This is a genomic window from Nocardioides pakistanensis, assembly GCF_054781215.1.
The window spans coordinates 156,679-181,827 of the sequence record NZ_BAAGUV010000060.1; the positions used below are offsets into that span (position 1 = coordinate 156,679).

Here is a 25,149-nt window from a genome sequence, read left to right on the forward strand (position 1 = left end):
CGGGAGCGCCTCGACCACCCCTCGGGGGTGTGCGACCAGCAGCTCAGGCGTCGACTGCGGTGGCGTCGGTGACGTTGTCGCGGACCCAGCCGACGATCTCGGTGGTGGTCGCGCCGGGCGTGAACACCTTCGCCACCCCGGCCTCCTCGAGCAGCGGGATGTCGGCCTCGGGGATGATCCCGCCGCCGAAGACGACGATGTCGCGGGCGTCGCGCGCGTCGAGCAGCTCGATGACCTTCTGGAACAGCGTCATGTGGGCGCCGGAGAGGACCGAGAGGCCGATCACGTCGGCGTCCTCCTGGATCGCGGTCTCCACGATCTGCTCCGGGGTCTGGTGCAGGCCGGTGTAGATCACCTCGTAGCCGGCGTCCCGCAGTGCCCGCGCGACCACCTTCGCGCCGCGGTCGTGCCCGTCGAGCCCGGGCTTGGCCACCACGATCCGGATCGGAGCCACCATCAGAACTGCCACCACCTTGGACGTGCCGGGGGGACCGAAGGGCCGGCCCCCGGACTCTGGGAAGTCGGGAGAAACCTGTTGGCCGCAGAGTATCCGACGCTCGGCGCGGGCCGACTAGACAGGCGGTTGACGAGACGTGACCCCGGGAACGCTTGGCCCGTTGGACCAGCCAGTACGGGACACGCCGCCACCCCTGAGCCGACGTGACCTCGTCCACAAGTAAGGTGACTGCCGGCGCAAAGCCGTAATACATCCGTTATGGTTGTGCGTCGCTGCTCAATCGACGTAAGGACACCGTTTCGTGGCAAACCACCGCGCACCGAGGCGATCTGCCTCGGCCACCGGCTCCACCGACGGCACCCTCCAGCGCGTGAGCTCCCCCGCTGCGCCCGCCTCGGTGGGCGGCAAGCGCAAGGCCGTGAAGCCCTCGCGGGCTGGCCGTACCCTGGGCCGCGCGGTTCAAACCCCCTCGGTCTCGGCCGCTGCCACCAATAGTCACACCGGCAGCCGCAAGGCGCTCTTCCCGCTGCTTCCGTCGGCGCCGACCGCCGTGGGCGCCGCGGCACTCATGATCGCCGCGACCGGCGCGGTCACCCTCACCGGCTCGTCCGAGGAGCTCGCAGCCGCGAGCAGCAAGCCCTTCGTGCCGGCCAGCGCGCTCACCGGCACCTCCCAGGCCACGTCCAGCCTCGAGCTGGACAGCCGGACGCAGGCGGTCAGCCGCGACTCCGAACGAGCCGCCCTCGACGACGCCTCCGAGGAGGAGCTCCAGGCGGCCGTGGAGGCACAGGCCGAGGAGCGCAACGCCGCGCTGGCTCAGCTCGCGGCCAGCGCCGAGCGCTACGCCGGCCAGATCGCCGCCAACGCCTGGCACCTGCCGGTGCTCAGCTACAGCCTGAGCGCCCGGTTCGGCTACTCCTCGAGCCTGTGGGCCAACACCCACACCGGGCTCGACTTCGCCGCCCCCTCCGGCACCCCGGTCCTGTCGGTGGCCAAGGGCACCGTCCGCTCCACGGAGTACGCCGGGTCCTACGGCAACCGCGTGATCGTCGTGCTCGAGGACGGCACCGAGATCTGGTACGCCCACCTCTCCTCGTTCACGGTCAGCCCCGGCGAGACCGTGAACCCCGGCGAGCAGCTCGGCACCGTCGGGTCCACCGGCAACTCCACCGGACCGCACCTGCACCTCGAGGTCCGGCCCGGCGCGGGTGACGCGGTCGACCCCTACGCCGCGCTGCTGGCGCACGGCCTCACGCTCTGACCCGCCGCCCCGGCGCTCCGGGCGCGGCGCGGACCGTCCGGCCGCGACAGGCATCCGCTGCCGGGTCATAGGCTCAGGGCCGTGGTCCCGCGCAAGCCCCTCCCCCGCGATGACTCCTCCCCGTTGTTGCTCGACCTGCCGTTCGCGGGCCGGTGGCTGGTGCAGAACAGCCCGGCGCGGCGGGTCCCCAGCCACGGCACCGACCTGCTCGGTGCGCGCTACGCGATCGACTTCGTCGGGGTCGACGACCACCGGCGAACCGCCACGGTCCGGGACTGGCGGACACTGGTCGCCTCGGAGCCGGTGGAGCGGTTCGTCGCCTTCGGCCGCCCCGTGCTGGCCCCGGCCACCGGCACCGTCGTGCACGTTCACGACGGCGAGGTCGACCACGCCGGCCGGCGCTCCCAGCCGGCGCTGGTGCCCTACGCACTCGGGCAGCGCGCCCGGTTCCGCGCCGGCGCGGGCGCCATGGCCGGCAACCACGTCGTGATCGCGACAGCCGGGGAGACCCGCTTCGTGGTCCTGGCCCACCTGCGCGCGGGGTCGCTGCGCGTCGACGCCGGCCAGCAGGTCGTGGTCGGCCAGCCGGTCGCGGAGTGCGGCAACTCCGGCAACTCCACCCAGCCACACGTGCACCTGCAGGTCATGGACCGTCCCGACGCCTATGGCGCGGACGGCGTGCCGATGGTGTTCCACCGCTTCCGGGAGTGGCCCCGTGGCGCGCGGGGGCCACGGCTGCGTGAGGCCTCTCTTCCCGACGAGGGCTCCGTCGTCGAGCCGGTCCCCGACGGCACCGGCGTCGGCGGCACCCGCGTCGGCGGGTAGGCCCAGGAGCGACCCGGCGTCAGAGCTTCTCGACGGGGGCGTAGCGCAGCAGCAGCCGCTTGACCCCGCCGGACCCGAAGTCGATCGAGGCGACCGAGCTCTCACCCGCCCCCTCCAGGGAGACCACGGTGCCCATGCCGAAGCTGTCGTGCACCACCCGGTCACCCGGTGCGAGCGAGGGGATCTCCCGGCTGGTCTTGGCCTTGGCCGAGGAGTCCGCTCGGATGGCCGCCGTGCCGAACCGGCGTACGGCGCCCGCAGCACGCTGTGACAGCGACGGCGCGGCCGGACGGTTCCACGAGGTCTGCGCCGCCTCGGTGCGACGCCAGTCCACGAGGTCCACCGGCAGCTCGTCGACGAACCGGGACGCCGGGTTGTGCGAGGGCGCGCCCCACGCGGAGCGGACGACGGCCCGAGAGACGTAGAGCCGCTCGCGGGCGCGAGTCAGCCCGACGTAGGCCAGGCGCCGCTCCTCCTCCAGCTCGGTCTGGTCGCCGAGGGAGCGCATGTGCGGGAACACCCCGTCCTCGAGCCCGGTCAGGAACACCACCGGGAACTCCAGCCCCTTCGCGGTGTGCAGGGTCATCAGCGTCACCACGCCGCCGTCGTCCTCCCGCGGCTGGTCGGGGATCTGGTCGGAGTCGGCGACCAGCGCCACGCGCTCGAGGAAGTCGCCCAGCGTCGCGGCGCCCTCCTCGGTGTCCGGCGCGTCGGCGAACTCGCGCGCGACCGCGACGAGCTCGGCGAGGTTCTCCACCCGGGTCTCGTCCTGGGGGTCGTCGGAGTCCTCGAGCTCCTTGAGGTAGCCGCTGCGTGCCAGCACCTGCTCGAGGACCACGTCGGCGCGCTCTCCGGCGTCGACCATCGACTGCAGCTCCTCGACCATCGCGACGAAGCCGCGGATCGCGTTGAGGGAGCGGCTGGCGATCCCCGGCGCGTCCTCAGCCCGGCGCAGCGCCTCCCAGAAGCCGATCCGGTCACGCTGCGCGAGCGCCTCGACGCACGCTTCGGCACGGTCCCCGATCCCGCGCTTGGGCACGTTCAGGATCCGGCGCAGCGAGATCTCGTCGGCCGGGTTGACCAGCATCCGCAGGTAGGCCAGGGCGTCCTTGACCTCCTTGCGCTCGTAGAAGCGAACCCCGCCGACCACCTTGTAGGGAAGGCCGACCCGGATGAACACCTCCTCGAACACACGCGACTGGGCGTTGGTGCGGTAGAACACCGCGACGTCTCCTGGCCGTGCCGCCCCGGAGTCGGTGAGGCGGTCGACCTCCTCGGCGACGAACCGGGCCTCGTCGTGCTCGTCGTCGGCGACGTAACCGACGATCGGTTCACCCTCGCCCGCGTCGGACCAGAGGTTCTTCGGCTTCCGACCGGCGTTCTTGCTGATCACGGAGTTGGCCGCGGTGAGGATGGTCTGGGTCGACCGGTAGTTCTGCTCGAGCAGGATCGTCCGGGCGTCGGGGAAGTCCTCCTCGAAGGCCAGGATGTTGCGGATGTTGGCGCCCCGGAAGGCGTAGATCGACTGGTCGGCGTCACCCACCACCATCAGCTCCGACGGCTCGACCGCGGCGCTGCCCTCGGGGGCCTCCACCGGCCCGCACAGCTCGCGGATCAGGGCGTACTGCGCGTGGTTGGTGTCCTGGTACTCGTCGACGAGCACGTGCCGGAACCGGCGGCGGTAGGTCTCGCGGACCTCCGGGAACGCCTGGAACAGGTGCACCGTGGTCATGATCAGGTCGTCGAAGTCCAAGGCGTTGGCCTCGCGCAGCCGACGCTGGTAGATCGCGTAGGCCTCGGCGTAGGTCTCCTCGAGGTGGTTCTTGGCATCCTTCGCCGCCTGCTCCTCGTCGAGCAGCTCGTTCTTGGCGTTGGAGACCCAGTTGAGCACCGCGCGCGGCTGGTAGCGCTTCGGGTCCAGGTCCAGGTCGCGCAGCACCAGGGTCATCAGCCGCTTGGAGTCCGCGGCGTCGTAGATGGAGAACGACGACTTGTAGCCGAACCGCTGGATCTCCTTGCGCAGGATGCGCACGCAGGCGGAGTGGAAGGTGGAGACCCACATCAGCCGGGCCCGTCGGCCGACGAGCTCCTCGACCCGCTCGCGCATCTCGGCCGCGGCCTTGTTGGTGAAGGTGATCGCCAGGATCGACCCGGGGTGGGCGTCGCGCTCGGCGATCAGCCAGGCGATCCGGCGGGTCAGCACCCGGGTCTTGCCGGACCCAGCACCGGCCACCACCAGCAGCGGGGCGCCTGCGTGCACGACGGCCTGGCGCTGCGGCTCGTTGAGCCCCTCGAGCAGCTCCTCGGGGTCGAGGCGACGGCCTCGTCGTGCCGTGCCGGCGCCGTGACCGTCGGTCGCGTCGTCGACCGTCCGCCGCCCGTCAGGGGACGTGTCGCGGACGCCGGAGGGGGCGGGGGCCTGAGGGATCGGGAACAGCGCGCTCATGTCCTGCCAAGCCTACGTCCGACCCCCGACACTCCCGGACCCCGCCGGGTCAGGCCTTGCGTGGGAGTCGGGTCACCAGAAGACGGCGACCGCGATGTTGAGCGCGGTGAGACCCATCAGCCCGAAGTAGAGGCCACCGGGGATCGCGGACTTCTTGCGGTTCGCGAAGGCGAGCACGGTGATCACGAGGGCCACGGCGAGCTTGACGCCGATCTTGGCGTTGTTGACCTCGGCATCGTCGGCCTCGAGCACGCCCACCAGCAGCAGCCCGGTGACGACCTGGGTGAGCGCGCCGTGGATAACCGCGTTGTTGATCACCCGCGGGTCGGCCTTGATCTGCACGAAGAGACCGCCGAACAGGGCGGCCAGACCGATGAAGTGGAAGAAGACGAGGACGTCACGCAGGATCTCCATGCGTCACATCCTCACAGAAGCCGCCTGTCGCTCGCCCAGCGGGTGAGCTCATGACGTGAGGACAGCTGCAGCTTGCGCAGCACGCTGGAGACGTGCGTCTCCACGGTCTTGACCGAGATGAACAGCTCGGAGGCGACCTCCTTGTAGGCGTACCCGCGAGCGATCAGCCGCATCACCTCACGCTCGCGCTCGGTGAGGCGGTCGAGGTCCTCGTCGACCTGCGCCACCTCGATCGACCCGGCGAACGCGTCGAGGACGAAGCCGGCCAGTCGCGGCGAGAACACCGCGTCGCCGTCAGCAACCCGGTCGATCGCGGCGAGGAGCTCCGGTCCCGTGATCGACTTGGTGACGTACCCCCGCGCCCCGCCGCGGATCGTGCCGATCACGTCCTCGGCAGCGTCGGAGACGCTCAGCGCGAGGAAGCGCGTCTCGGGCACGCGGTTGCCGACCCGGCGCATCACCTCCACGCCGCCACCCCCGGGCAGGTGTACGTCGAGCAGCACCACGTCCGGCCGCGACGCCGCGATCACGGCGACCGCCTCGTCCACGTCGGCGGCCTCCCCCACGACGTCGACGGAGGAGGCGATCTCCGCCCTCACCCCCGTGCGGAACATCGCGTGGTCGTCGACGATCACGACACGTCTGCTGCTCATCGGTCCTCCTCCGTGCTGCGCCGCGACAGCGGCATGGCCAGTCGTACCTCGGTGCCGTCGCCCGGCGTCGAGCGGACCGTGGCCGTCCCCCCGTGACGCTCCATGCGGTCGATGATGCTGCGCCGCACGCCGAGGCGGTCCTCGGGCACCTGCTCGGTGTCGAACCCGCGGCCGCGGTCGCGGACGAACACCTCCACCCGGGCGGCGCCCGACTCGGCGTAGACGTAGATCTTGTCAGCCCCGGCGTGCTTGGCGGCGTTCACCATCGCCTCCCGCGCGGCGAGCACCACCGGGGTGACGTCGGGCCCGAGCTCGGTGTCGCCGACGGTCACGACCTCCACCGGCACCCCGTGGGCGTCCTCGACCTCGGCGGCCGCCGAGCGCAGCGCCCCCGCCACCGACGTTCCGGCGGCCGCCTCGTCGCCGTACAGCCAGGCCCGCAGGTCCCGCTCCTGGGCGCGCGCAAGACGGGAGACCGTCTTGCCGTCCTCGGCGTGCTTCTGGATCAACGCGAGGGTCTGCAGCACCGAGTCGTGCAGGTGCGCTGCGACGTCGGCTCGCTCCTGCGAGCGTACCCGCGCCGCACGCTCCTCCGAGAGGTCGCCGGCCAGCCGGAACAGCCACGGCCCGACCGTCAGCGCCAGACCCAGCATGCCGAGCACCCCTGCGACCAGCACGTCGCGCGCGACGGCCGCCTGGCCCGACTGCGCCGCGAAGAGCATCAGCGCGGCCACCAGCAGCGAGACCCCCGCCAGCAGCCGGGCATAGGACGCCGGACCGCCCCGGCCGAGGACCGCGCGGACCGGGTCGATCCGGCCCGTGGAGTCCACCCACCGCTCGCGCTGTGCCTCGTCGGCCTGCCGCCAGAGCACGGCCAGACCGACCACGCCGAGCAGCACCGGCCAGAACACCAAGCCGTTGCCCAGGAAGGTCTGCACGAGCACGACCACGCCGAGGGCGACGGCACTCAGCGCGACCAGCCAGCCGCCGTCCTCGAGCCGCGAGGTCCGGCCGGGGCGTTTCCCCTGCCGGGTGGCCGCCTCCAGTCCTGGTGCGGCGTTCTCGAAGCGTGCGTCGCTGGGCAGGATCATCCAGAGCCCGGCGTACATCGCCAGCCCGAAGCCGCCGAGCAGGGCGGTGGCGAGGAAGGCCACGCGCACCAGGGTCACGTCGACGCCGAGGTGGTCGGCGAGCCCGGCGGCGACGCCGCCCAGCACCCGGCCGTCGGTACGACGGGCAGCCCGGCGAGCTGGGCTCACGGGCTCGCGGTGCACGGCGTTGCTGGTCATCGCCGCCCATCGTCACACAGCCGACGGGGCCGAACCATGAGTTTCACCCCTGGCCGGACCCTGGCGTGCACCCTCGGCCGACCCTGACCGTCCGGGACCTTCGGCGCAGCAGGATCAGGGCTTCCCCCGATGGTGGATGCGTCCGGGAGGGAGAAGGATCGAGGCATGACCGAAACTCCGCAGCAGGACCGCGTGAACACCGAGCACCTGCGTGACTACAGCCAGCTGCGCCGCAGCGTCTCCGACCGCAAGGTGGCCGGTGTCGCAGGCGGTCTCGGCCGGCACCTCAACATCGACCCCACGATCCTCCGGGTGGCCTTCGTCGTGCTGGCCTTCTTCGGCGGCGCCGGGTTCATCCTCTACGGCGCGCTGTGGCTGTTCGTGCCTGAGGAGGGCTCCGACGAGGCGCCGATCGCGACCAACGCCACCACCCGCAACGCGATCCTCACGGTCGCTGCGGTCATCGCGGCGCTGCTGCTGATCGGGGACAGCTGGGGCGGAGGGGTCGGGTTCCCGTGGCCGCTGGCGATCCTCGGCCTGGTCGTGGCCATCTTCCTGATGAATCGAGACAAGCCCATGAGCAGCACCAGCACTCCGAACCAGCCAGGGACGCCCGCGGGCCCGCCCACGGCACCTCCTCCGCCGCCACCCGCCGGCGCCGAGCAGACTGCAACGTTCACGACGCCGACTGCTGCCGGGACCGAGCAGACCGCGTCGTTCACCACGCCGCCACCGCCGGACTACCCGGCCTACCAGTACCTGCCCCCGCAGCCGCCACCGGCCCCGAAGCCCTACCGCGGCCCGAAGCTGTTCGCCTTCACCCTTGCGCTGCTGGCGGTCACGCTCGGCACCCTCGGGCTCTACGACGTGGCCCAAGGCGGGGTCGCCGACGGCGCCTACCCGGCACTCGCGCTCGCGGTGATCGGCCTGATGCTCGTGGTCGGTGCCTGGTTCGGCCGCCCCGGCGGGTTGATCGCGCTCGGTCTGGTCGCTCTGCTCGCCCTGCTCGCGACCTCGGCGGCCGAGCCCCGGTTCGACGGGGACCGCCGGATGGTCCACACGCCGACGAGCGCGACCCAGCTCGAGGACCGCTACTTCGTCCCCGCCGGCACCGTGACCCTGGACCTGTCCGGGATCCGGGACATCGAGGCCCTCGACGGGCGCTCGGTGGAGGTCGAGGCGAACGCCGGCGAGCTGGTCGTGATCCTCCCCGAGGACGTCGACGTGGACGTCGACGCCGACATCGGCCTGGCCGGAGAGATCACCGTCCTCGACGAGCGGCGCGGAGGCGCCGGCGGGTTCTCCGTCCAGCGCAGCGTCGACGGTGGCGAGGACGCCCCCGAGATGGACCTCAACCTCGACCTCGTGGTCGGCAGCATCGAAGTGAGGCAGTGATGAGCACTCCCAACAGCCCGCGTGGCACCCACCCGCTCAACGTCAGCTACCTGGTGGTCGGCCTGGTCTTCCTCGGCCTGTCCGGCTCCTGGGCCCTCCGTGAGGCCGGGGTCGTGGATCTCGCCGAGGTCCGCTGGCTCCTTCCCCTGACCCTGGTCGTCGCCGGCCTGGTCGGCGTGGTCGCGATGGCTGCCAAGAGCCTGTCCCGCAGCCGCGCACAGCAGGCCCAGGACACCGACCACGAGACCGGCTACGACGCACCGACCGACTACGACGAAGGAGAACTGCGATGAGCGAGCACACCACCCCGCCTCCGGCCGCACCGCGGCCCAAGCGGCTCGTCCGCAGCCGCGACGACCGGTGGATCGCCGGCGTCTGCGGCGGCATCGCGGCCTACCTCGGCGTCGACGCGAACCTGGTCCGGCTGGTCGTCGTGCTGGGCACGCTGCTCGGGTTCGGCAGCTTCGCGATCGCCTACCTGGTCGCCTGGATCCTCATGCCGGAGGAGTGAGCAGCCAGCTCCTCGCGGGCAGCGACAGCGGTGTCGGGGTGGTCGGAGAAGACTCCGTCCACCCCGGCTGCGTACATGTCGGCGTACTCCGCCAACGCGTCGCCCTTGGCGTCGGGGTCGGTGCCGTTCCAGTAGTTGGTGGCCATGAACCGGTTCTCGTCCCGCATGGTCCACACGTGGACGTCGAGCCCGGCGGCGTGGGCGTCGTCCACGAGCTCGCTCGGCGTCGTGGTCTCACCCGCGGCGTTGCGGGGCAGCACGAGGTCCTTGTTGGCACCCACGGCGTCGGCGTAGGTCGCGATCTCGCGCAGCCCGGCCGGGGTGACCAGGTCGGCGTAGGTGCGGCCGTCGCCGGAGGCCTCGAGGTCGTACGGCGCACCGGTCGCGTCGACGAGCTGCACGAGCGGCACCCGCACCGACCTGGCGAGCTCGCGGAGGTTGCCGGTCTCGAAGGACTGGATGAACACCTGGGCGTTGGGCCGGTCGAGGTGGTGCGCCCTCAGCGCCCGCACGAGCGGCTCCTCGAGCGCCAGGCCGATCTGGCGGAAGTACGTCGGGTGCTTGGTCTCCGGGTACACCCCGATCACCTCGCCACGACGCCGGCTCTCCTTCGCCACCAGCGCGAGCACCTCCTCGAAGGTCGGGATCTCGTAGCGGCCGTCGTACCGGGTGTTGGCCGGACGGGTCTCGGGCAGCCGCTCGACCGCCCGCAGCGTCTTGAGCTCGGCGAGGGTGAAGTCCTCGGTGAACCAGCCCGTGACGCGGCGACCGTCGACGGTCTTGGTGGCGCGCCGGTCGGCGAACTCGGGGTGGTCGGCCACGTCGGTGGTGCCGGAGATCTCGTTCTCGTGGCGGGCGACGAGCACGCCGTCCTTGGTCGACACCAGGTCCGGCTCGATGTAGTCGGCGCCCATCGCGATCGCAAGGCGGTAGGAGGCCAGCGTGTGCTCGGGCCGGTAGCCGCTGGCGCCGCGGTGGCCGATCACCAGCGGAGTGTCGAGGTCGTGGCCCCGCTCCTCTGGGCGCTCGGGCGCTGGTGCGCCGAGTGCCACAGCGGCGGTGGTGGAGGTCACGATCGTGGTGAGGGCCATGGCGAGTGCTCCCCTGGAGAGCCGGGACGTCCCGAGAGTGGTCATGGCCCGAGCAAACCGGGAGGGTCTGTCGCCGCGGTGACGAGAAGGTGAACGGCGTGCAGGCGCAGGCGAAAACCATTCGCTGCAACGGATGTCCGATCCGTACCGTTGTCCGGTGCGACACCTTCCCCTCGACCACCCCGGCACCGCCGATCACCGCAGCCCGCTGCGGTTCCTGTGGTGGCTGGTGCTCGGCCAGTGGCACACGATGCTGCTGGCGATGTTCTTCGGGATCGTCTGGATGGTCGCCCAGGCGGTGATGCCTGCGGTGATCGGCCGGGCGATCGACGAGGGCATTGCTGCGAAGGACACCGGCGCCCTGGTGCTGTGGACCGGCACCATGCTCGGTATCGGGCTGGTGCAGGCTGCCGCCGGGATCATGCGACACCGGTTCGCCGTCACCAACTGGCTGACCACGGCCTACCGCACCGTCCAGCTCGTCGCCCGGCAGGCGGTGGACCTGGGTGCGACGCTGCCGAAGAAGGTCGCCACGGGCGAGGTGGTCGCGATCGGCACCAGCGACCTGTCCCACCTGGGCAACGCGATGGACATCACCGCGCGCGCCGCGGGGGCGCTGGTGTCCTTCCTCGTCGTCGCCGTGATCCTGCTCCGCACCTCGGTCACGCTGGGGCTCGTGGTGCTCCTCGGCGTGCCGCTGCTGCTGGTCGCGGTCGGCCCGCTGCTCAAGCCGCTGCAGCGCCGCACGCTGGCTCAGCGGGAGATGATGGGACAGCTGTCCAACCTCGCCACCGACATCGTCAGCGGCCTGCGCGTGCTCCGCGGCATCGGCGGGGAGCGGGTGTTCCACGACCGCTATGCGCGGGAGTCGCAGCGGGTCCGCGCCGCCGGGGTCCGGGTCGGTCGGCTGCAGTCGGTGCTCGACGCGCTGCAGATCCTGCTGCCGGGGGTCTTCGTCGTCGTCGTGGTGTGGCTCGGCGCACGGTTCGCGGTCCAGGGCCGGATCAGCCCCGGTGAGCTGGTCGCGTTCTACGGCTACGCGGCGTTCCTGATGATCCCGCTGCGCACTGCGACCGAGCTGGCCAACAAGTGGATCCGCGCGTTCGTCGCCGCGCGCCGGGTGGTCCGCGTCCTCGCGCTCGAGCCGGAGGTGCCGACCGGGCAGGGCAGGTACGACGAGCCGCCCGTCGGTGCCGAGCTGGTCGACGTCGGAAGCGGACTGCGCGTCCCGGCGGACCAGGTCACCGCGATCGTCTCGGACCCGCCCGAGGACGCCGCCGCGCTGGCAGACCGGCTGGGCCGCTACGCCGAGGGCGAGGTGCACTGGGGCGACGTGCCCCTCGACGGCGTTGCCCGGGAGGTGGTCCGGCGCAGGATCGTCGTCTCCGACAGCGGCAGCACGCTGTTCTCCGGACGGCTCGAGGAGCAGATCGACGTACGCGGGTCGGGGCGCGCGGACGTGGTTGCCGCGCTGCACACAGCCTCGGCCGAGGACGTGCTGGAGGCGCTCCCCGACGGGCTGGACACCGTCGTGACCGAGCGCGGCCGCTCGTTCTCCGGTGGTCAGCGGCAGCGGCTGGTGCTCGCCCGGGCGCTCGCCGCCGACCCCGAGATCCTGGTCCTCGTCGAGCCCACGTCGGCGGTCGACGCGCACACCGAGGCCCGGGTCGCCGAGCGGATCCGCGCCCACCGCGGGGGGCGTACGACGGTCGTGACCACGTCGAGCCCGCTGCTGCTCGACCGGGTGGACAACGTGGCGTTCCTGCACAACGGCAAGGTCGTGGCCTGGGGCCGGCACCGGGAGCTGCTCGACACCGTGCCGGAGTACCGAGCGGTCGTCACCCGTGACGAGGAGAGCGTCGACGCCGAGATGGTGGACCGGTGAGCACGCAGACCCTGCCCGTCGCGACCACCCGCCAGGTGGCCAGCTACGCCGTTGCCCTGCTGCGCCGGCAACGCCGGCCGGTCGCGGGCGCCGTGGCCCTCAACGTGGCGGCCGCGCTGGCGGCGCTCGCCGCGCCACGGCTGCTCGGCAACCTCGTCGAGGCGGTCGAGCAGGGCACCACGCTCGCGCACGTCGACGACACGGTCCTGCTGCTGGCCGGGTTCCTGGTCCTGCAGACGGTGCTGACCCGCTATGCCCGCTACCTCTCCTACGTGCTCGGCGAGAAGATCCTCGCCGAGCTGCGCGAGGACTTCGTCGAGAACAGCCTCGCCCTGCCGGTCGGGGTCGTGGAGAGCGCCGGCAGCGGCGACCTGCTCACCCGCACCTCGCGCGACGTGGAGCAGCTCGGCTGGTCGGTGCGCTGGGCGCTGCCGGAGTGGAGCATCGCCGTGCTCACCGCGGTGATGACGTTCGGCGGGGCGCTCGCGGTCGGCTGGTGGGTGGCGATCCCGTGTGCACTGGGCATCCCGCCGCTGGTCGTCGGCCTGCGGTGGTACCTGCGCCGGGCCAAGGACGGTTACCTGCGCGAGAACGCGTCGTACGCCGCGATCAACGCCTCGCTGACCGAGACCGTCGAGGGTGCGCGCACCGTCGAGGCGCTGGGGCTGGGCCGGCAGCGGCTCCGGCGGATCGACGACGACATCGCCGGCTCCTACGCCGCGGAGAAGTACACGCTGTTCCTGCGCACGGTGTTCTTCCCCTCGGTCGAGGTCGCGTACCTGATCCCCACCGTGGCGACGCTGCTGTTCGGCGGCTACCTCTACACGCAGGGCTCCGTCTCGCTCGGCGACGTCACGGCCGCGACGCTGTACGTCCAGATGCTGATCGACCCGGTCGACCGGGTGGTCGGCATCCTCGACGAGCTCCAGGTCGGGGCCGCCTCGCTGGCCCGGCTGCTCGGCGTCGCCCACGTCCCGGACGACCGGACCGCGACCGGCCGGCGGCCGCTGGGCGAGGCGATCGAGGCCGACGACGTCCGGTTCTCCTACGTCGACGGCCGCGACGTGCTGCACGGCGTCGACCTGTCTGTGGGCGTGGGTGAACGGATCGCGATGGTCGGCCCGTCCGGCGCCGGCAAGTCCACGCTCGGCCGGCTGCTGGCGGGCATCCACCCGCCGCGCACCGGCTCGGTCACCGTCGGCGGGGTCGGGCTGACCGAGCTTTCGCTCGGCGAGCTGCGCGGCCACGTCGCCCTGGTGACCCAGGAGCACCACGTGTTCGTCGGGACGCTGCGGGAGAACCTCGCGCTCGCTCTGGACGGACCGGCCGACGACGAGCGGCTGCTGGAGGCGCTCGACGCGGTCGACGCCCGGGGCTGGGTCGAGGCGCTCGCCCAGGGGCTGGACACCGTGGTCGGCTCGGGAGGACGCGCACTGACCGCGCCGCAGGCGCAGCAGGTCGCGCTGGCCCGGCTGGTGCTCGCCGACCCGCACACGCTGGTCCTCGACGAGGCAACCTCGCTGATCGACCCGCGCGCCGCGCGCCACCTCGAGCGCTCGCTGGCTGCGGTGCTCGAGGGACGCACGGTGATCGCGATCGCGCACCGGCTGTTCTCCGCGCACGACGCCGACCGGGTCGCCGTGGTCGAGGACGGCCGGATCATCGAGCTCGGCTCGCACGACGACCTGGTCGCCCAGGGTGGCTCCTACGCCGGCCTCTGGGAGTCCTGGCACGGCAAGTAGCTCCCCCGACAGGTGGGGGTCAGCGGCGGAGCAGCTCCCGGAACGCCGGGCTCATCCACCCCGTCCCGGAGTGCGCCGGCAGCCGGGGCAGGTTGCGCCCGCCGTACACCACGTCCCCGTCGGCGTCGGCGTAGGTCAGCCAGGTCTCCGCGGGCCCCTGCCCCTGTCCCGGGCGGCTCCAGTCGCAGACGCCGTCGGGGAAGACCCGCTCGAGAGTGGCCCACTGCTCGTCGGTGAACGGTACGAGCAGGAAGTCGTAGTCGGCGCGGTCCAGCGGTCGCAGCTCACAGGCCATCCGGTCGTTGGCGGTGTCGTCGCCGGCGACCTCGCGCGGGGTGCTGAGCCGGGTCTGGAGGGTGGGGTTCTCACAGACCACGTCCCCACCGGGCAGGACGGTCATCTCGACGCCGGGGACGTTCTGGCAGCGGTCGGTGACGTCCTCGGGCCGGTCCTCGACGACCTTGCGGGACAGCGGGATCCTGCGCCTGTCGGCCTCGACCGCGGTCAGCCAGCGGTCCATGGCCAGGAACGCCTCGGTGGCCCACCGCAGGTCCCCGACCAGCGGGGTCTCGCCGAACCACATCACCCGGTTGTCGGTGTGGCCCTGGTCGCGCTGGAGCCGCTCCTCGGTCCAGAACGCATGCGCGTAGTCGTGCGCGATGCCCGGGTCGGGGCCGCCGTGGTTGATCATCGCGACCTCGTCGAGGTGGTTGGCCTCGTTGACCAGGCCGGTGCGGTAGACGTTGCGGATTGCCCCCGGGTCCCCGGAGATCCGGGTCTCGACGGGGTCGGCGTTGACGTCGAGGCCGCCGACCTTCGCGTTGAGGTCGACGAACTGCGCCGGCGTGATCAGCCCCTTCTCCAGCGCCCCGAGGCCGTACTGCACGCCCTGGTTGGCGAACGGGATGCCCGCGAAGCCGTGCCCGGCGGCCTTCTCCTGCGGGCTCCAGTCCTGCTCTGCCCTCGGTCCGAGCGGGTTGAGCATCATGTCCAGGATCGAGCAGCGCACTCCCGCGGGGTTGGTCTCGGAGTCGAACCGGGTGCTCGGGTCACCGGCGACCGGGTCCTTGGTTCCCGAGCAGTCGTTCTCGGGGTTGATCGCCCCCTTGAAGAGACCCTCGTCGGCGGTCACCGCGTTGAGATGGGTCAGGTGCCCCTCCACCTGGGCGGCCTGGCCTGGCAGCCACACGACACCCTGCCCCCATCGGGACGGGTCCTCGAAGTAGCGGCGCAGCAGGTGGTAGTCGGCGAACTGCGCACCGGCGGTCAGCACGTCGGGGTAGGAGCAGGTGGTCACCAGGCCCTGGTAGATGCCCGGGTAGGCGTTGGCGATCGTGTGCTGGGCGATCGAGCCGCCCGAGCAGCCGGTGCCGATCGTGTAGCGGATCGGCCCGTAGCGCTCGACGATGCGCTCCTTGGCCATCATCATCGACTCGGCCTGGGTCACGAGGTTGCAGTTGTGCCCGGTGTTGTTGAGCGCGGTCGACATCACCGCGAAGCCGCGCCCCAGCGCGGTGACGTAGCTGTTCTCCACCACCGGTGCGTCGGAGAAGGTGCCCGAGTAGTCGTCCAGGCGCGGGCTGCCCGGTGCGTACGACGCACCGCAGCCGCCGCCGTGGGTGGCGAGCACCTTGCCATTCCACTGCTTCTGCGGCCGCCAGGGCTGCCACGGCTTGCCCGGCCGGAACAGGGTGAGGATCGTGTAGCGGTCCCGCGCCTGGAAGCCGTCCTCGCGCCTGACGATGAACGGCACGTCGACCCCCTGGTCGGTCGTCGTGGTGGCGACGTCGGCCGGCGGGTTCTTCGGGTCGAAGGGTTGCAGGCCCCGCTTGGTCGGGTCGGTGGACTTGTAGAGCAGCGTGTACGTCGCCGGCTGGTTGCACTGCTCGTCGACCGCGGTGTCCTGGCACTGGTACGGCCCGTGCTGGGGTCCGGAGAACACCGGCCCGCCGTTGGGGTGGTTGGTGATCACCTGCCGCCCGGCGTACCCCGGCGCCGAGACCCGGACCACGTTGCGGCCGACCTCGAGCCCGGTGAGCAGGCCCTGGAACCGGCCGTTGGGGCGCACCCGGAACCGGGCCGTGACGTCGCGGCCGCCGACGCGGACGCGCACCCGGTCCGCCTCGAGTCGTCGCGGCAGCCGGACCGACACCAGCGCGTCGCCGCCGGACACGAGGTCGGCCCGGTTGGAGAGCACCTCGACCACGAGCGGGCGTGGAGCGGTCCGCTGCGGCTCGGCCGCAGCGGGGTCGGGCCCCGCGAGCGGTGCCACGGGCAGCGCGAGGGCGAGTGTGATGAGCAACGGGGCGAGACGGCGAGCGCGCACGGGTCCTCCTGGGCTGGTTGCACTGCCCAACGACGACCGGCCGCTCCGGCTACGCGGGGCTCGTCAGTCGGCCTCGGCAGCAGCGCGCTCGGCACCCACCTCCGCCGCGTGGGCGATGTGCAGGAAGGACCGCCACATCACCGCGGTGAGCAGGGCGGAGCCGACGAAGCCGAACCAGTACGGCGCGACCACCCCCCACCGCTGCGCGAGCAGACCGCCGACCAGCGAGCCGAGCGCGAGACCGCCGACGCCGCCGAGCAGGTACACGCTGGTGACCCGGCCGAGCAGCCGCGCCGGCACCGCGCGCTGGCGCACCGTGGTCGACGTGGTCCCCCAGACGATGGCGTGGATGCCGAAGAACACCATGATCGCGCCGGCCACCCAGGGTGAGCGGGTCAGCGCGAGGCCCAGGTGGGTCAGCGTCTCCACGATCAGCCCGACCCGCATCAGGGTGGCCAGGCTGAACCGCTGCTCCAGCCAGCGGTAGGTCCCCGCACCCACCAGGCCGCCGACCGCGCTCGCGGTCATCAGCATCCCGTAGCCGATCTCGGCGAGGCCGAGCCGCTCGTGGGCGTAGAGGACGTAGACCGCCATCGCGGCGCCGAAGGTGACGTTGAAGGCGGTGATCGTGAGCGCCAGGGTCCGCACCGGCGGGTGTGCCCAGAGCCAGCGCAGCCCCTCGGCGACCTCGTGGCGCATCGCCCGCGGCTCGGCCTCGCGCTCGACCACCGGCCTGGAGATCCGTGAGATCAGCACCGCGGCGAGCAGGAAGCACAGCGCGTTGGCGCCGAACGGCACGGCCATCCCGACGCCGAACAGGAACGCACCGAGCGGCGGCCCGGCGAGCTGGTTGCCGAGGATCGAGGTCGCGAACAGCCGCGAGTTGGCCAGCCCGAGCCCCTCCTTCGGCACCGCGGTGGCCACCAAGGTGCTGGCGGCGTTGTCGGCGAAGGTCTCGGAGGTGCCGAGCAGGAACACCGCCACGAGTACGACGGGCAGGGTGGCCGTCCCGGTCGCGACGGCGACGGCGAGCAGCCCGATCACCGCGAACCGCAGCAGGTCCACCACGATCGTCAGCGTCCGGCGGTCCACCCGGTCGATCACCGCGCCCGCGGCCATGCCGAACAGCAGCCACGGCACCTGCTGCAGGAAGGCGGCCATCGCCACCGCGAACGGCTCCCGGCTGATCGAGGCGACCAGCAGCGGACCGGCCGCGAGCACGATCCCGTCACCGAGGTTGGACGCGGAGGAGGCCGCCCAGATCCACCGGAAGTCCCTCCCGAGGCGCGGCGGGGCGAGGGCGGCGAGAGTCACGCGCCCGATTGTCCCTGCGAGGACTGGACCGCTCCAGCGGTTTTCGCCCGGTGTGCCGCCCACCACAGCGGACCCACCGTGACAGTGTTACTGTCACGGCCACTCCTCAGACCCAAGCGAAGGCAGCGCCATGAAGCTCTCCATGCCCCTGATGTATGCCGGAAACCCTCGCGAGGCCGCCGACCAGGTGGTCGCACTGGAGCGGGCCGGCCTGGACACCGTCTGGGTCGCCGAGGTCTACGGCTTCGACTCCCCCACGCTGATGGGCTACCTCGCCGCCAAGACGGAGACGCTGGAGATCGGCGCCGCGATCCTCAACATCTACTCGCGCACCCCCGGCACGCTCGCGTCGACGGCGGCCGGGCTGGACAACGTCTCCGGCGGGCGCGCGATCCTGGGTCTCGGCGCCTCGGGCCCACAGGTGATCGAGGGCTGGCACGGCATGGCCTACGACAAGCCGCTCACCCGCACCCGCGAGGTGGTGGAGATCATCCGCGCGATGATCCGCCGGGAGACGATCGAGTACCACGGCAAGGTGTTCGACCTCCCGCTGCCTGCCGACCAGGGCCTCGGCCTCGGCAAGCCGCTGAAGATGCTCACCAAGCCCGAGCGCCCCGCCGTCCCGATCTACATCGCCGCCCTCGGTGAGAAGAACGTCCAGGGCACCGCGGAGTACGGCGACGGCTGGCTGCCGTTCCTCTACGCCCCCGAGAAGGTGGGCGAGATCTGGGGCGACGCCCTCGCCAAGGGCAAGGCCAAGCGTTCAAGCGACCTCGGGCCTCTCGAGATCGCCGCGGGCGGCATGGTCGCGGTCGGCGACGACGTGAAGGGCATGCTCGACTTCGCCCGCCCGATGTTCGCCCTCTACATCGGCGGCATGGGCGCGAAGGGCAAGAACTTCTACAACCAGCTGGTGTCGCAGTACGGCTTCGAGGAGGAGGCCGCGAAGATCCAGGAGCTCTACCTGAACGGCAACAAGCGCGACGCCGAGGCGCTCGTGCCGCTGGAGCTGCTGGAGATGTGCAACCTCGTCGGACCCGAGGCCTACGTCAAGGAGCGGATCGAGGCGTTCCGCGAGTCCGGTGTCACCAGCCTGCAGATCACTCCGGTCGCGGACGACCCGGCCGCGCTCGTCGCGCAGATGAAGGAGTGGGTGTCCTGACCATGAGCGAGTCCAGGGAGATCTTCGAGCCCGAGCACGAGTCGTTCCGCAGCACCGTGCGCTCCTTCATCGAGAAGGAGATCACCCCGCACCACGCTCAGTGGGAGGTCGACGGCGTGGTCGACCGGGCGGTGTGGACCAAGGCCGGCGAGCTGGGACTGCTCTGTTTCGACGTCGACGAGGAGTACGGCGGGGCCGGCGTCAAGGACTTCCGCTACAACATGGTGGTCGCCGAGGAGCTCACCCGGGCAGGTGCGAGCGGACCGGGCTTCCCGGTCCACACCGACATCATCGTCCCCTACATCAGCAGCCTGGGCACCGACGAGCAGAAGCGCCGCTGGCTGCCCGGCCTGGTCAGCGGCGAGACGATCAGCGCGATCGCGATGACCGAGCCCGGCGCCGGCAGCGACCTGCAGGGAATCCGCACCACCGCCGTCGACAAGGGCGACCACTACCTGCTCAACGGCCAGAAGACCTTCATCAGCAACGGGATCCTCGCCGACCTGGTGATCGTGGTCGCGAAGACCGACCCGGAGGCGGGCCACAAGGGCGTCAGCCTTCTGGTCGTCGAGCGTGGCATGGAGGGGTTCGAGCGCGGTCGCAACCTCGACAAGGTGGGGTTGAAGGCGCAGGACACCGCCGAGCTGTTCTTCGACGACGTGGCCGTCCCGAAGGAGAACCTCCTCGGCGAGGAGGGCAGCGGCTTCATCTCGCTGATGGTGAACCTGCCTCAGGAGCGGCTCTCGATCGCGATGATCGCCGCCGCTGCCTGCGAGCGGGTGCTGGAGCTGTCGCTGGCCTACGCCAAGGAGCGGGAGGCGTTCGGCAAGCCGATCGGCAAGTTCCAGCACAACCGGTTCCTGGTCGCGGAGATGGCCACCGAGGCCCACATCGCCCGGGTCTTCGTCGACGACTGCGTCCGCAAGCACAACGAGGGCCGGCTGGACGCGAAGCTGGCCTCGATGGCCAAGTGGTGGACCACCGAGCTGCAGACCAAGCTCGTCGACCGGGCGGTCCAGCTGCACGGCGGCTACGGCTACATGATGGAGTACCCGATCGCCAAGGCGTTCGTGGACAGCCGGATCCAGACCATCTACGGCGGCACCACCGAGATCCAGAAGGAGATCATCGGCCGGTCGCTGGGTCTGTGACGCCCGCCCACCGCTCCGAGGGGCGCCTCCGGCTCAGTCCTTGGCCAGCGAGCGGCTGATCACCTGGTCGGCTGCTCGCTGGAAACCACTCACGACCGCCTGGAGCGTGAGCTGGCGCAGCCGCGACATCGTCGACTCGAACCTGGCGGCGTCGGTGTCGGCGGGCCTGCTCCGGCGGTACGGCGCGAGCACCCGGGTGCGGAGGATGACCGTGAGCTCGTCGGCGAGAGCGTCCATGTGCCGGCTGATCGCCTCGCTCGCCGCGGCGATGCTGTCCAGCGGCAGATCCATGTCGAGCATCTGCAGCCCGACCTCGAAGCCGGGCAGCACCTCGAAACCGCGCTCCGTGGGGGCCACGGCTCCGGTGACGACCAGCTGCTCGACCTGGGAGTCCTCCAGACTGCGACCGGCACGTTGCTCCAGCTGTCGGCGGGTCAGCTCCTCGCGAGGCCCGGGCGCCCACGAGGTGAGCATGGCGCGCTGGATCGCCAGATCCTCGACGGTGGCATCCTCGGGCAGCCTCTTCAGGTACCGCTCGATCGCGGCCAGGGTGAACCCGTGGCTCTGGAGCGCGCGGATCAGCTCCAGGCGGGCGAGGTGGGCCGCGGAGTAGTACGCCATCCGCCCTCGGCGCAACGGCGGTGGGAGCAACCCCAGACTGGCGTAGTACCGCGTCGTGCGCACCGTCATCTGGCCGCTCGCGGCCAGCTCGTCGATGGTGAGCAGCTCCTCCGCGGAGTCTTCCTGCGCGCTCATGGGCCCCTCTCCGGCCTGTGCTCCCGCGGTTCCCAGCCCGGGATCCGCGCTGTCACAGTATTACTGGCACATTCTGGCTGCAAAAGTGGGTGCTCAGGACCCCTGATACTCCACGATGCGCGCTGCGACCTGCCGATCCGCGCGCTCGCGCAGCAGGCGCCGGCCGCCCGGCACGAGGCGGGCGGCGGCGTGCTTGGCGAGGTTCGCCGGGATCGCGACAGCCGGGTACCACGGCAGGGTCGCAGGCAGACCCAGCTCCGCCATCCCCGCGCGCCCCTGGAACAGCGCGACGAGGCTGAGGTGCCGGTGGTAGGCCCAGCGCTGCCGCAACCTCGGTAGGCGTTCGAACCGGGTCTCCAGATGCGAACGGGCCAGTGCCCGGGCGAGCACCCGGGAGTTCTCGTCCGGCCCCGGGGACAGCAGCATGGCGTGGTAGAGGTTGCGCCGCCCCTCCGCCTCCGACCGTGCCAGCCACTGCTCGTCGACGCCCATCAGCCAGCCGACATAGCGCCACAGGTGCATCACCGCCGCACCTTCACGGCGGGTGACCGGGATGCCGAGTGCCCGCACGCTGAGCAGGAACGACGTCGAGAACAGCGCGAGGGTCCCCGCCTGGTCGTACTGGTTCACCGGCAGGCCCCAGTCCTCGACGTCCCAGCCGGCGTCCAGGAACCTGCGGTTCATCAGGGCGTGCATCAGCCGCACGTGCACGGTCAGCTTCCAGCCGGCCCCGTCGCGGTCCATGCCGTGCGGGCGCACGCACTCGAGCCACCACTGGGAGGTCTCGCCGACCCGGCGGTTCACCTGGCCGGTGAGGAGCAGGCCCGTGCCGACCAGGACCGCGGTCGTGGCCGAGGAGCGGTACCCGCCCATCAGGGACGAGTCGCCGAGCACGTCCGCGCCGGTGAGCCCGGTCTCCAGGCAGACCTCGGCACCGCGCCGGAGCAGCTCGTCGTCGACCCAGTCCGGCCGCGGTTCGAGGTGGCAGAAGAACTCGCGCAGCGCGGCCGGCGCGTCGGGGACCGCGGCGACTCCCTCGTCGATCGCCTGACGGAACTGGGCCATGGTGACCGACCGGTCGTCCTTGATCGCCGACACCAGGGCGTCGGCCACCGGGTCCCCTTGGAGGAGAGCGCGCGCCTGGCGCCGGTGTTCCTCCTCGGTGGGCTCGGGGTCACCCGGCACGAACCGACCCACGCTCCGCGCCGTGCGGCGGGCCCATTCGGGCGACATGGCGAACCGACGAGGGACCACGTGGTCGGTATCGGCTGTTCCACTCATGACGGCCCTCCGAGATGTGCCGCGAATCCACACAGGCATACTGTTCCAGTAATCCTGGCAAGGTAAAGCCGCGGCGTCCAGCCCCGTGTCTGCTCCGCAGACAGGGTGTCCGCCGACCCCGTGGGCCTCGATACCCTCGCCAGAGGGAAGCCGACGCCCACGTGACCTCCGAGGGAGCCCAGTGACCGCCACGCACGACCAGCCAGGAGTCACCGCCCAGGCGATGCGGCGAGCCCTCGCCCGGGCCGCTCGGGGAGCGACCCTCGACGAGTCCGAGGCCGCCGTACTCCTGACCGCCAGGGGCGCCGACCTCGACGCCCTCTGCGCGACGGCCGCGCGGGTGCGGGACGCAGGGCTGGATGCCGCCGGCCGTCCGGGCGTGGTCACCTACTCCCCCAAGGTGTTCATCCCGCTCACCCGGCTGTGCCGGGACCGTTGCCACTACTGCACGTTCGTGACCACGCCGGGCAAGCTCGCCGCCGACGGACAGGCGCCTTACCTGTCGCCGGACGAGGTGCTGGCCATCGCGACCCAGGGCGCGGCGCTGGGGTGCAAGGAGGCGCTGTTCACCTTGGGTGACCGGCCTGAGGACCGCTGGCCCGCCGCCGCACAGTGGCTGGACGAGAAGGGGTACGACTCCACGCTCGACTACGTCCGGGCGATGGCCGTGCTGGTGCTCGAGGAGACCGGCCTGCTGCCGCACCTGAACCCCGGCGTCATGTCGTGGGAGGAGATCAACCGCCTCAAGCCGGTCGCCCCCTCGATGGGGATGATGCTCGAGACGACCTCCACCCGGCTGTTCACCGAGAAGGGCCAGGCCCACTACGGGTCACCGGACAAGGACCCGGCGGTGCGGCTGCGCGTCCTGGAGGACGCCGGCCGGCTCAACGTGCCGTTCACCACCGGGCTGCTCGTGGGCATCGGCGAGACCGTCGCCGAGCGCGCGGAGTCGGTCTTCGCGCTGCGCAGGGTCGCCCGGGCCTACGGCCACGTGCAGGAGGTGATCGTCCAGAACTTCCGCGCCAAGCCCGACACCGCGATGCGCGCCGCCGACGACCTCGCGCTGGAGGAGTACCTCGCTGCGATCGCGGTGACCCGGATCGTGCTGGGGCCGAAGATGCGGGTGCAGGCACCGCCGAACCTGGTCGACAGCTCGGAGTGTGCAGCCCTGCTCGGTGCCGGTGTCGACGACTGGGGCGGGGTGTCGCCGCTGACCCCCGACCACGTGAACCCCGAGCGACCGTGGCCGTCCCTGGACCGGCTGCGCTCGGTCACCGCGGCCGCGGGCTTCTCGCTCCAGGAGCGGCTCACCGTGCACCCGGAGTACGTGCGCGCCGGCGAGCCGTGGATCGACCCCCGCGTCTCCGGGCACGTCGCCGCCCTGGCCACGGACACCGGGCTGGCCGTCGCGGGCCTCACGCCGGTCGGTCGCCCGTGGCAGGAGCCGGACGGAGGTTTCGCGTCGGTCGGTCGCACCGACCTGCACACCGCGATCGACACCGAGGGCCGCACGAACGACCGCCGTGCGGACTTCGACGACGTCTACGGCGACTGGGAGCTGCTCCGCCAGTCGGTCCCGGCGATCGAGCAGCCCGACCCGGTGGTCGAGGATGGAGCCCTTCGAGACGGCTCGGCCCTCGTCTCCTCAGGAACCACGCCGCGAGCGTCCCGAAAGCACCGCACCGGCACGCCCGTCGATCCCGACACCCTCGCCGCACTGAAGGTCGCCGAGCACGACCCTCGAGCCCTGACCGACGCCCAGGCGCTGACCCTGATGACGGCCGAGGGCGACGCGCTGGCCGAGGTGTGCCGGATCGCCGACGGCCTCCGCCGGTCCGTGGTCGGCGACGAGGTGACCTACGTCGTCAACCGCAACATCAACTTCACCAACGTCTGCTACACCGGGTGCCGGTTCTGCGCCTTCGCCCAGCGTCGCACCGACGCCGACGCCTACTCCCTCTCCCTGGACGACGTCGCCGACCGGGCCGAGGAGGCCTGGGCGCTCGGCGCGACCGAGGTGTGCATGCAGGGCGGGATCGACCCCGAGCTGCCCGGCACGGCGTACTTCGACCTGGCCGCCGCGGTGAAGGCGCGCGTGCCCGGCATGCACGTGCACGCCTTCTCCCCGATGGAGATCGTCAACGGCGCGGCACGCACAGGGCTGTCGATCCGCGACTGGCTGGTCCGCGCCAAGGAGTCCGGCCTCGACAGCATCCCCGGCACCGCGGCGGAGATCCTCGACGACGACGTGCGGTGGATCCTCACCAAGGGCAAGCTGCCGACCTCGACCTGGATCGAGGTGATCAGCACCGCGCACGAGGTCGGCATCCCGACGACCTCGACGATGATGTACGGCCACGTCGACAACCCGGCGCACTGGGTGACCCACCTGCGCGTGCTCACCCGGATCCAGGACGCCGCGTTGGAGCGGGGCTACGGCGGGTTCACCGAGTTCGTCCCGCTGCCGTTCGTGCACACCAGCGCACCGATCTACCTCGCCGGCGTCGCGCGCCCGGGACCGACGCTGCGCGACAACCTGGCGGTGCACGCGATGGCCCGGATCATGCTCCACGGGCGGGTCGACAACATCCAGACCTCCTGGGTCAAGCTCGGCGTCGAGGGGACCCGGGCGATGCTCCGGGCCGGCGCGAACGACCTGGGCGGCACGCTGATGGAGGAGACGATCTCGCGGATGGCCGGCTCCGAGCACGGGTCGGCCAAGACCGTGGCCGAGCTCGAGGAGATCGGGGCCGGCATCGACCGACCGGTCCGGCAGCGGACGACCACCTACGGCCGGATCCCGGTCTCGTCGTAGCCGGAGGCTATCCGCCGCGCAGCAGCGCGCGCCGGCGGAGGTACTCCTCCTCGTCGATGTCACCGTAGGCGAACCGCTCGTCGAGCATCTGCAGCGCAGGGCTCTGCACCTCCGGCGTGGCCGGAGCCGCCGGCTGCGTGCTCGGGTGCGGTCGGCGGGTCGACCAGGCGATCAGCGCGATGATCCCCGCGATCAGCATCAGAAGCAGCAGGACCAGCAGTACGACGAGCAGCCAACCGCCCCAGCCGAGACCGGTGCCCATGCCGTCGTGCATGTCCCACCACCCGTCGTCACGCCAGCGGCGTTCGTTCCCCGGCCCCATGGGCCCCAGGTCATCGATTCTCATTCCCTCACCCACCCCTGACCGACAGTCGC

21 protein-coding genes are annotated in these 25,149 nt (G+C 71.7%); 10 read left to right on the plus strand and 11 right to left on the minus strand.

The annotated features are described in order from the left end of the window. Positions 1–43: 43 nt before the first annotated feature. A complete protein-coding gene (locus ACYVIH_RS18720) occupies positions 44–469 on the minus strand; it encodes a cobalamin B12-binding domain-containing protein (protein ID WP_460871041.1) in 426 nt (141 codons plus the stop codon). Between the two features lie 358 nt (positions 470–827). Between ACYVIH_RS18720 and ACYVIH_RS18725 the strand changes: the two genes are divergently transcribed. Beyond that, positions 828–1,718, plus strand: coding sequence for a M23 family metallopeptidase (locus ACYVIH_RS18725; protein WP_460871042.1), 891 nt, complete (start codon positions 828–830; stop codon positions 1,716–1,718). A gap of 81 nt (positions 1,719–1,799) precedes the next feature. Continuing rightward, complete coding sequence (locus ACYVIH_RS18730; protein ID WP_460871043.1) at positions 1,800–2,543, plus strand: M23 family metallopeptidase; 744 nt, start codon at positions 1,800–1,802, stop codon at positions 2,541–2,543. A 19-nt stretch (positions 2,544–2,562) separates the two neighbouring features. Here the strand turns inward: ACYVIH_RS18730 and pcrA are convergent, their stop codons facing one another. The 4 genes from pcrA to ACYVIH_RS18750 form a co-directional block, all read right to left on the minus strand. Continuing rightward, positions 2,563–4,989: a DNA helicase PcrA gene (pcrA, locus tag ACYVIH_RS18735; RefSeq protein WP_460871044.1), complete on the minus strand. Its 2,427-nt coding sequence runs from the start codon at positions 4,987–4,989 to the stop codon at positions 2,563–2,565. Between the two features lie 72 nt (positions 4,990–5,061). After that, on the minus strand, positions 5,062–5,403 hold the full coding sequence (locus tag ACYVIH_RS18740; protein ID WP_460871045.1) for a hypothetical protein: 342 nt from the start codon (positions 5,401–5,403) through the stop codon (positions 5,062–5,064). A gap of 11 nt (positions 5,404–5,414) precedes the next feature. After that, on the minus strand, positions 5,415–6,056 hold the full coding sequence (locus ACYVIH_RS18745; RefSeq protein WP_460871046.1) for a response regulator: 642 nt from the start codon (positions 6,054–6,056) through the stop codon (positions 5,415–5,417). Next, positions 6,053–7,345 carry an ATP-binding protein gene (locus ACYVIH_RS18750; RefSeq protein WP_460871047.1) on the minus strand — a complete coding sequence of 431 codons (1,293 nt, stop codon included), beginning with the start codon at positions 7,343–7,345 and terminating at the stop codon, positions 6,053–6,055. The genes ACYVIH_RS18745 and ACYVIH_RS18750 overlap by 4 nt, the downstream gene beginning before the upstream one ends. 165 nt (positions 7,346–7,510) lie before the next feature. On the opposite strand from ACYVIH_RS18750, the gene ACYVIH_RS18755 reads away from it, so the two are divergent. The 3 genes from ACYVIH_RS18755 to ACYVIH_RS18765 are packed head-to-tail and all read left to right on the plus strand — an operon-like array spanning position 7,511 to position 9,251. After that, positions 7,511–8,740 carry a PspC domain-containing protein gene (locus ACYVIH_RS18755; protein ID WP_460871048.1) on the plus strand — a complete coding sequence of 410 codons (1,230 nt, stop codon included), beginning with the start codon at positions 7,511–7,513 and terminating at the stop codon, positions 8,738–8,740. Continuing rightward, positions 8,740–9,033, plus strand: coding sequence for a hypothetical protein (locus tag ACYVIH_RS18760; protein ID WP_460871049.1), 294 nt, complete (start codon positions 8,740–8,742; stop codon positions 9,031–9,033). Before ACYVIH_RS18755 ends, ACYVIH_RS18760 begins: the two co-directional genes overlap by 1 nt. Beyond that, positions 9,030–9,251 (plus strand): PspC domain-containing protein, encoded by a 222-nt coding sequence (locus ACYVIH_RS18765; protein WP_460871050.1) that lies wholly within the window; start codon positions 9,030–9,032, stop codon positions 9,249–9,251. Before ACYVIH_RS18760 ends, ACYVIH_RS18765 begins: the two co-directional genes overlap by 4 nt. On the opposite strand, the gene ACYVIH_RS18770 is transcribed toward ACYVIH_RS18765, so the two are convergent. Continuing rightward, on the minus strand, positions 9,215–10,387 hold the full coding sequence (locus tag ACYVIH_RS18770; protein WP_460871051.1) for a glycerophosphodiester phosphodiesterase: 1,173 nt from the start codon (positions 10,385–10,387) through the stop codon (positions 9,215–9,217). The two genes, ACYVIH_RS18765 and ACYVIH_RS18770, sit on opposite strands and share 37 nt — an antisense overlap. A gap of 112 nt (positions 10,388–10,499) precedes the next feature. Between ACYVIH_RS18770 and ACYVIH_RS18775 the strand changes: the two genes are divergently transcribed. After that, the gene (locus tag ACYVIH_RS18775) at positions 10,500–12,227 is read left to right on the plus strand and encodes an ABC transporter ATP-binding protein (protein ID WP_460871052.1); all 1,728 of its coding nucleotides are present in this window, start codon (positions 10,500–10,502) and stop codon (positions 12,225–12,227) included. Continuing rightward, a complete protein-coding gene (locus ACYVIH_RS18780) occupies positions 12,224–13,969 on the plus strand; it encodes an ABC transporter ATP-binding protein (protein WP_460871054.1) in 1,746 nt (581 codons plus the stop codon). Before ACYVIH_RS18775 ends, ACYVIH_RS18780 begins: the two co-directional genes overlap by 4 nt. A 19-nt stretch (positions 13,970–13,988) precedes the next feature. On the opposite strand, the gene ACYVIH_RS18785 is transcribed toward ACYVIH_RS18780, so the two are convergent. Together ACYVIH_RS18785 and ACYVIH_RS18790 are read right to left on the minus strand one after the other, a co-directional pair. Further along, positions 13,989–16,295, minus strand: a complete 2,307-nt coding sequence (locus tag ACYVIH_RS18785) for a DUF6351 family protein (protein WP_460871055.1) — start codon at positions 16,293–16,295, stop codon at positions 13,989–13,991. Between the two features lie 63 nt (positions 16,296–16,358). Then, positions 16,359–17,609, minus strand: coding sequence for an MFS transporter (locus ACYVIH_RS18790; protein WP_460871056.1), 1,251 nt, complete (start codon positions 17,607–17,609; stop codon positions 16,359–16,361). Positions 17,610–17,739: 130 nt separating this feature from the next. Between ACYVIH_RS18790 and ACYVIH_RS18795 the strand changes: the two genes are divergently transcribed. Beyond that, positions 17,740–18,771 (plus strand): LLM class F420-dependent oxidoreductase, encoded by a 1,032-nt coding sequence (locus tag ACYVIH_RS18795; protein ID WP_460871057.1) that lies wholly within the window; start codon positions 17,740–17,742, stop codon positions 18,769–18,771. Between the two features lie 2 nt (positions 18,772–18,773). Beyond that, complete coding sequence (locus ACYVIH_RS18800; RefSeq protein ID WP_460871059.1) at positions 18,774–19,922, plus strand: acyl-CoA dehydrogenase family protein; 1,149 nt, start codon at positions 18,774–18,776, stop codon at positions 19,920–19,922. A gap of 33 nt (positions 19,923–19,955) precedes the next feature. Here the strand turns inward: ACYVIH_RS18800 and ACYVIH_RS18805 are convergent, their stop codons facing one another. Both ACYVIH_RS18805 and ACYVIH_RS18810 read right to left on the minus strand, forming a co-directional pair. Further along, on the minus strand, positions 19,956–20,678 hold the full coding sequence (locus tag ACYVIH_RS18805; protein ID WP_460871061.1) for a MerR family transcriptional regulator: 723 nt from the start codon (positions 20,676–20,678) through the stop codon (positions 19,956–19,958). Between the two features lie 93 nt (positions 20,679–20,771). Beyond that, positions 20,772–21,875, minus strand: a complete 1,104-nt coding sequence (locus tag ACYVIH_RS18810; protein WP_460871062.1) for an oxygenase MpaB family protein — start codon at positions 21,873–21,875, stop codon at positions 20,772–20,774. Positions 21,876–22,182: 307 nt separating this feature from the next. On the opposite strand from ACYVIH_RS18810, the gene ACYVIH_RS18815 reads away from it, so the two are divergent. Further along, positions 22,183–24,774, plus strand: a complete 2,592-nt coding sequence (locus ACYVIH_RS18815) for a bifunctional FO biosynthesis protein CofGH (RefSeq protein WP_460871074.1) — start codon at positions 22,183–22,185, stop codon at positions 24,772–24,774. Positions 24,775–24,781: 7 nt separating this feature from the next. On the opposite strand, the gene ACYVIH_RS18820 is transcribed toward ACYVIH_RS18815, so the two are convergent. Continuing rightward, on the minus strand, positions 24,782–25,120 hold the full coding sequence (locus ACYVIH_RS18820) for an SHOCT domain-containing protein (protein ID WP_460871063.1): 339 nt from the start codon (positions 25,118–25,120) through the stop codon (positions 24,782–24,784). Positions 25,121–25,149: the final 29 nt, after the last annotated feature.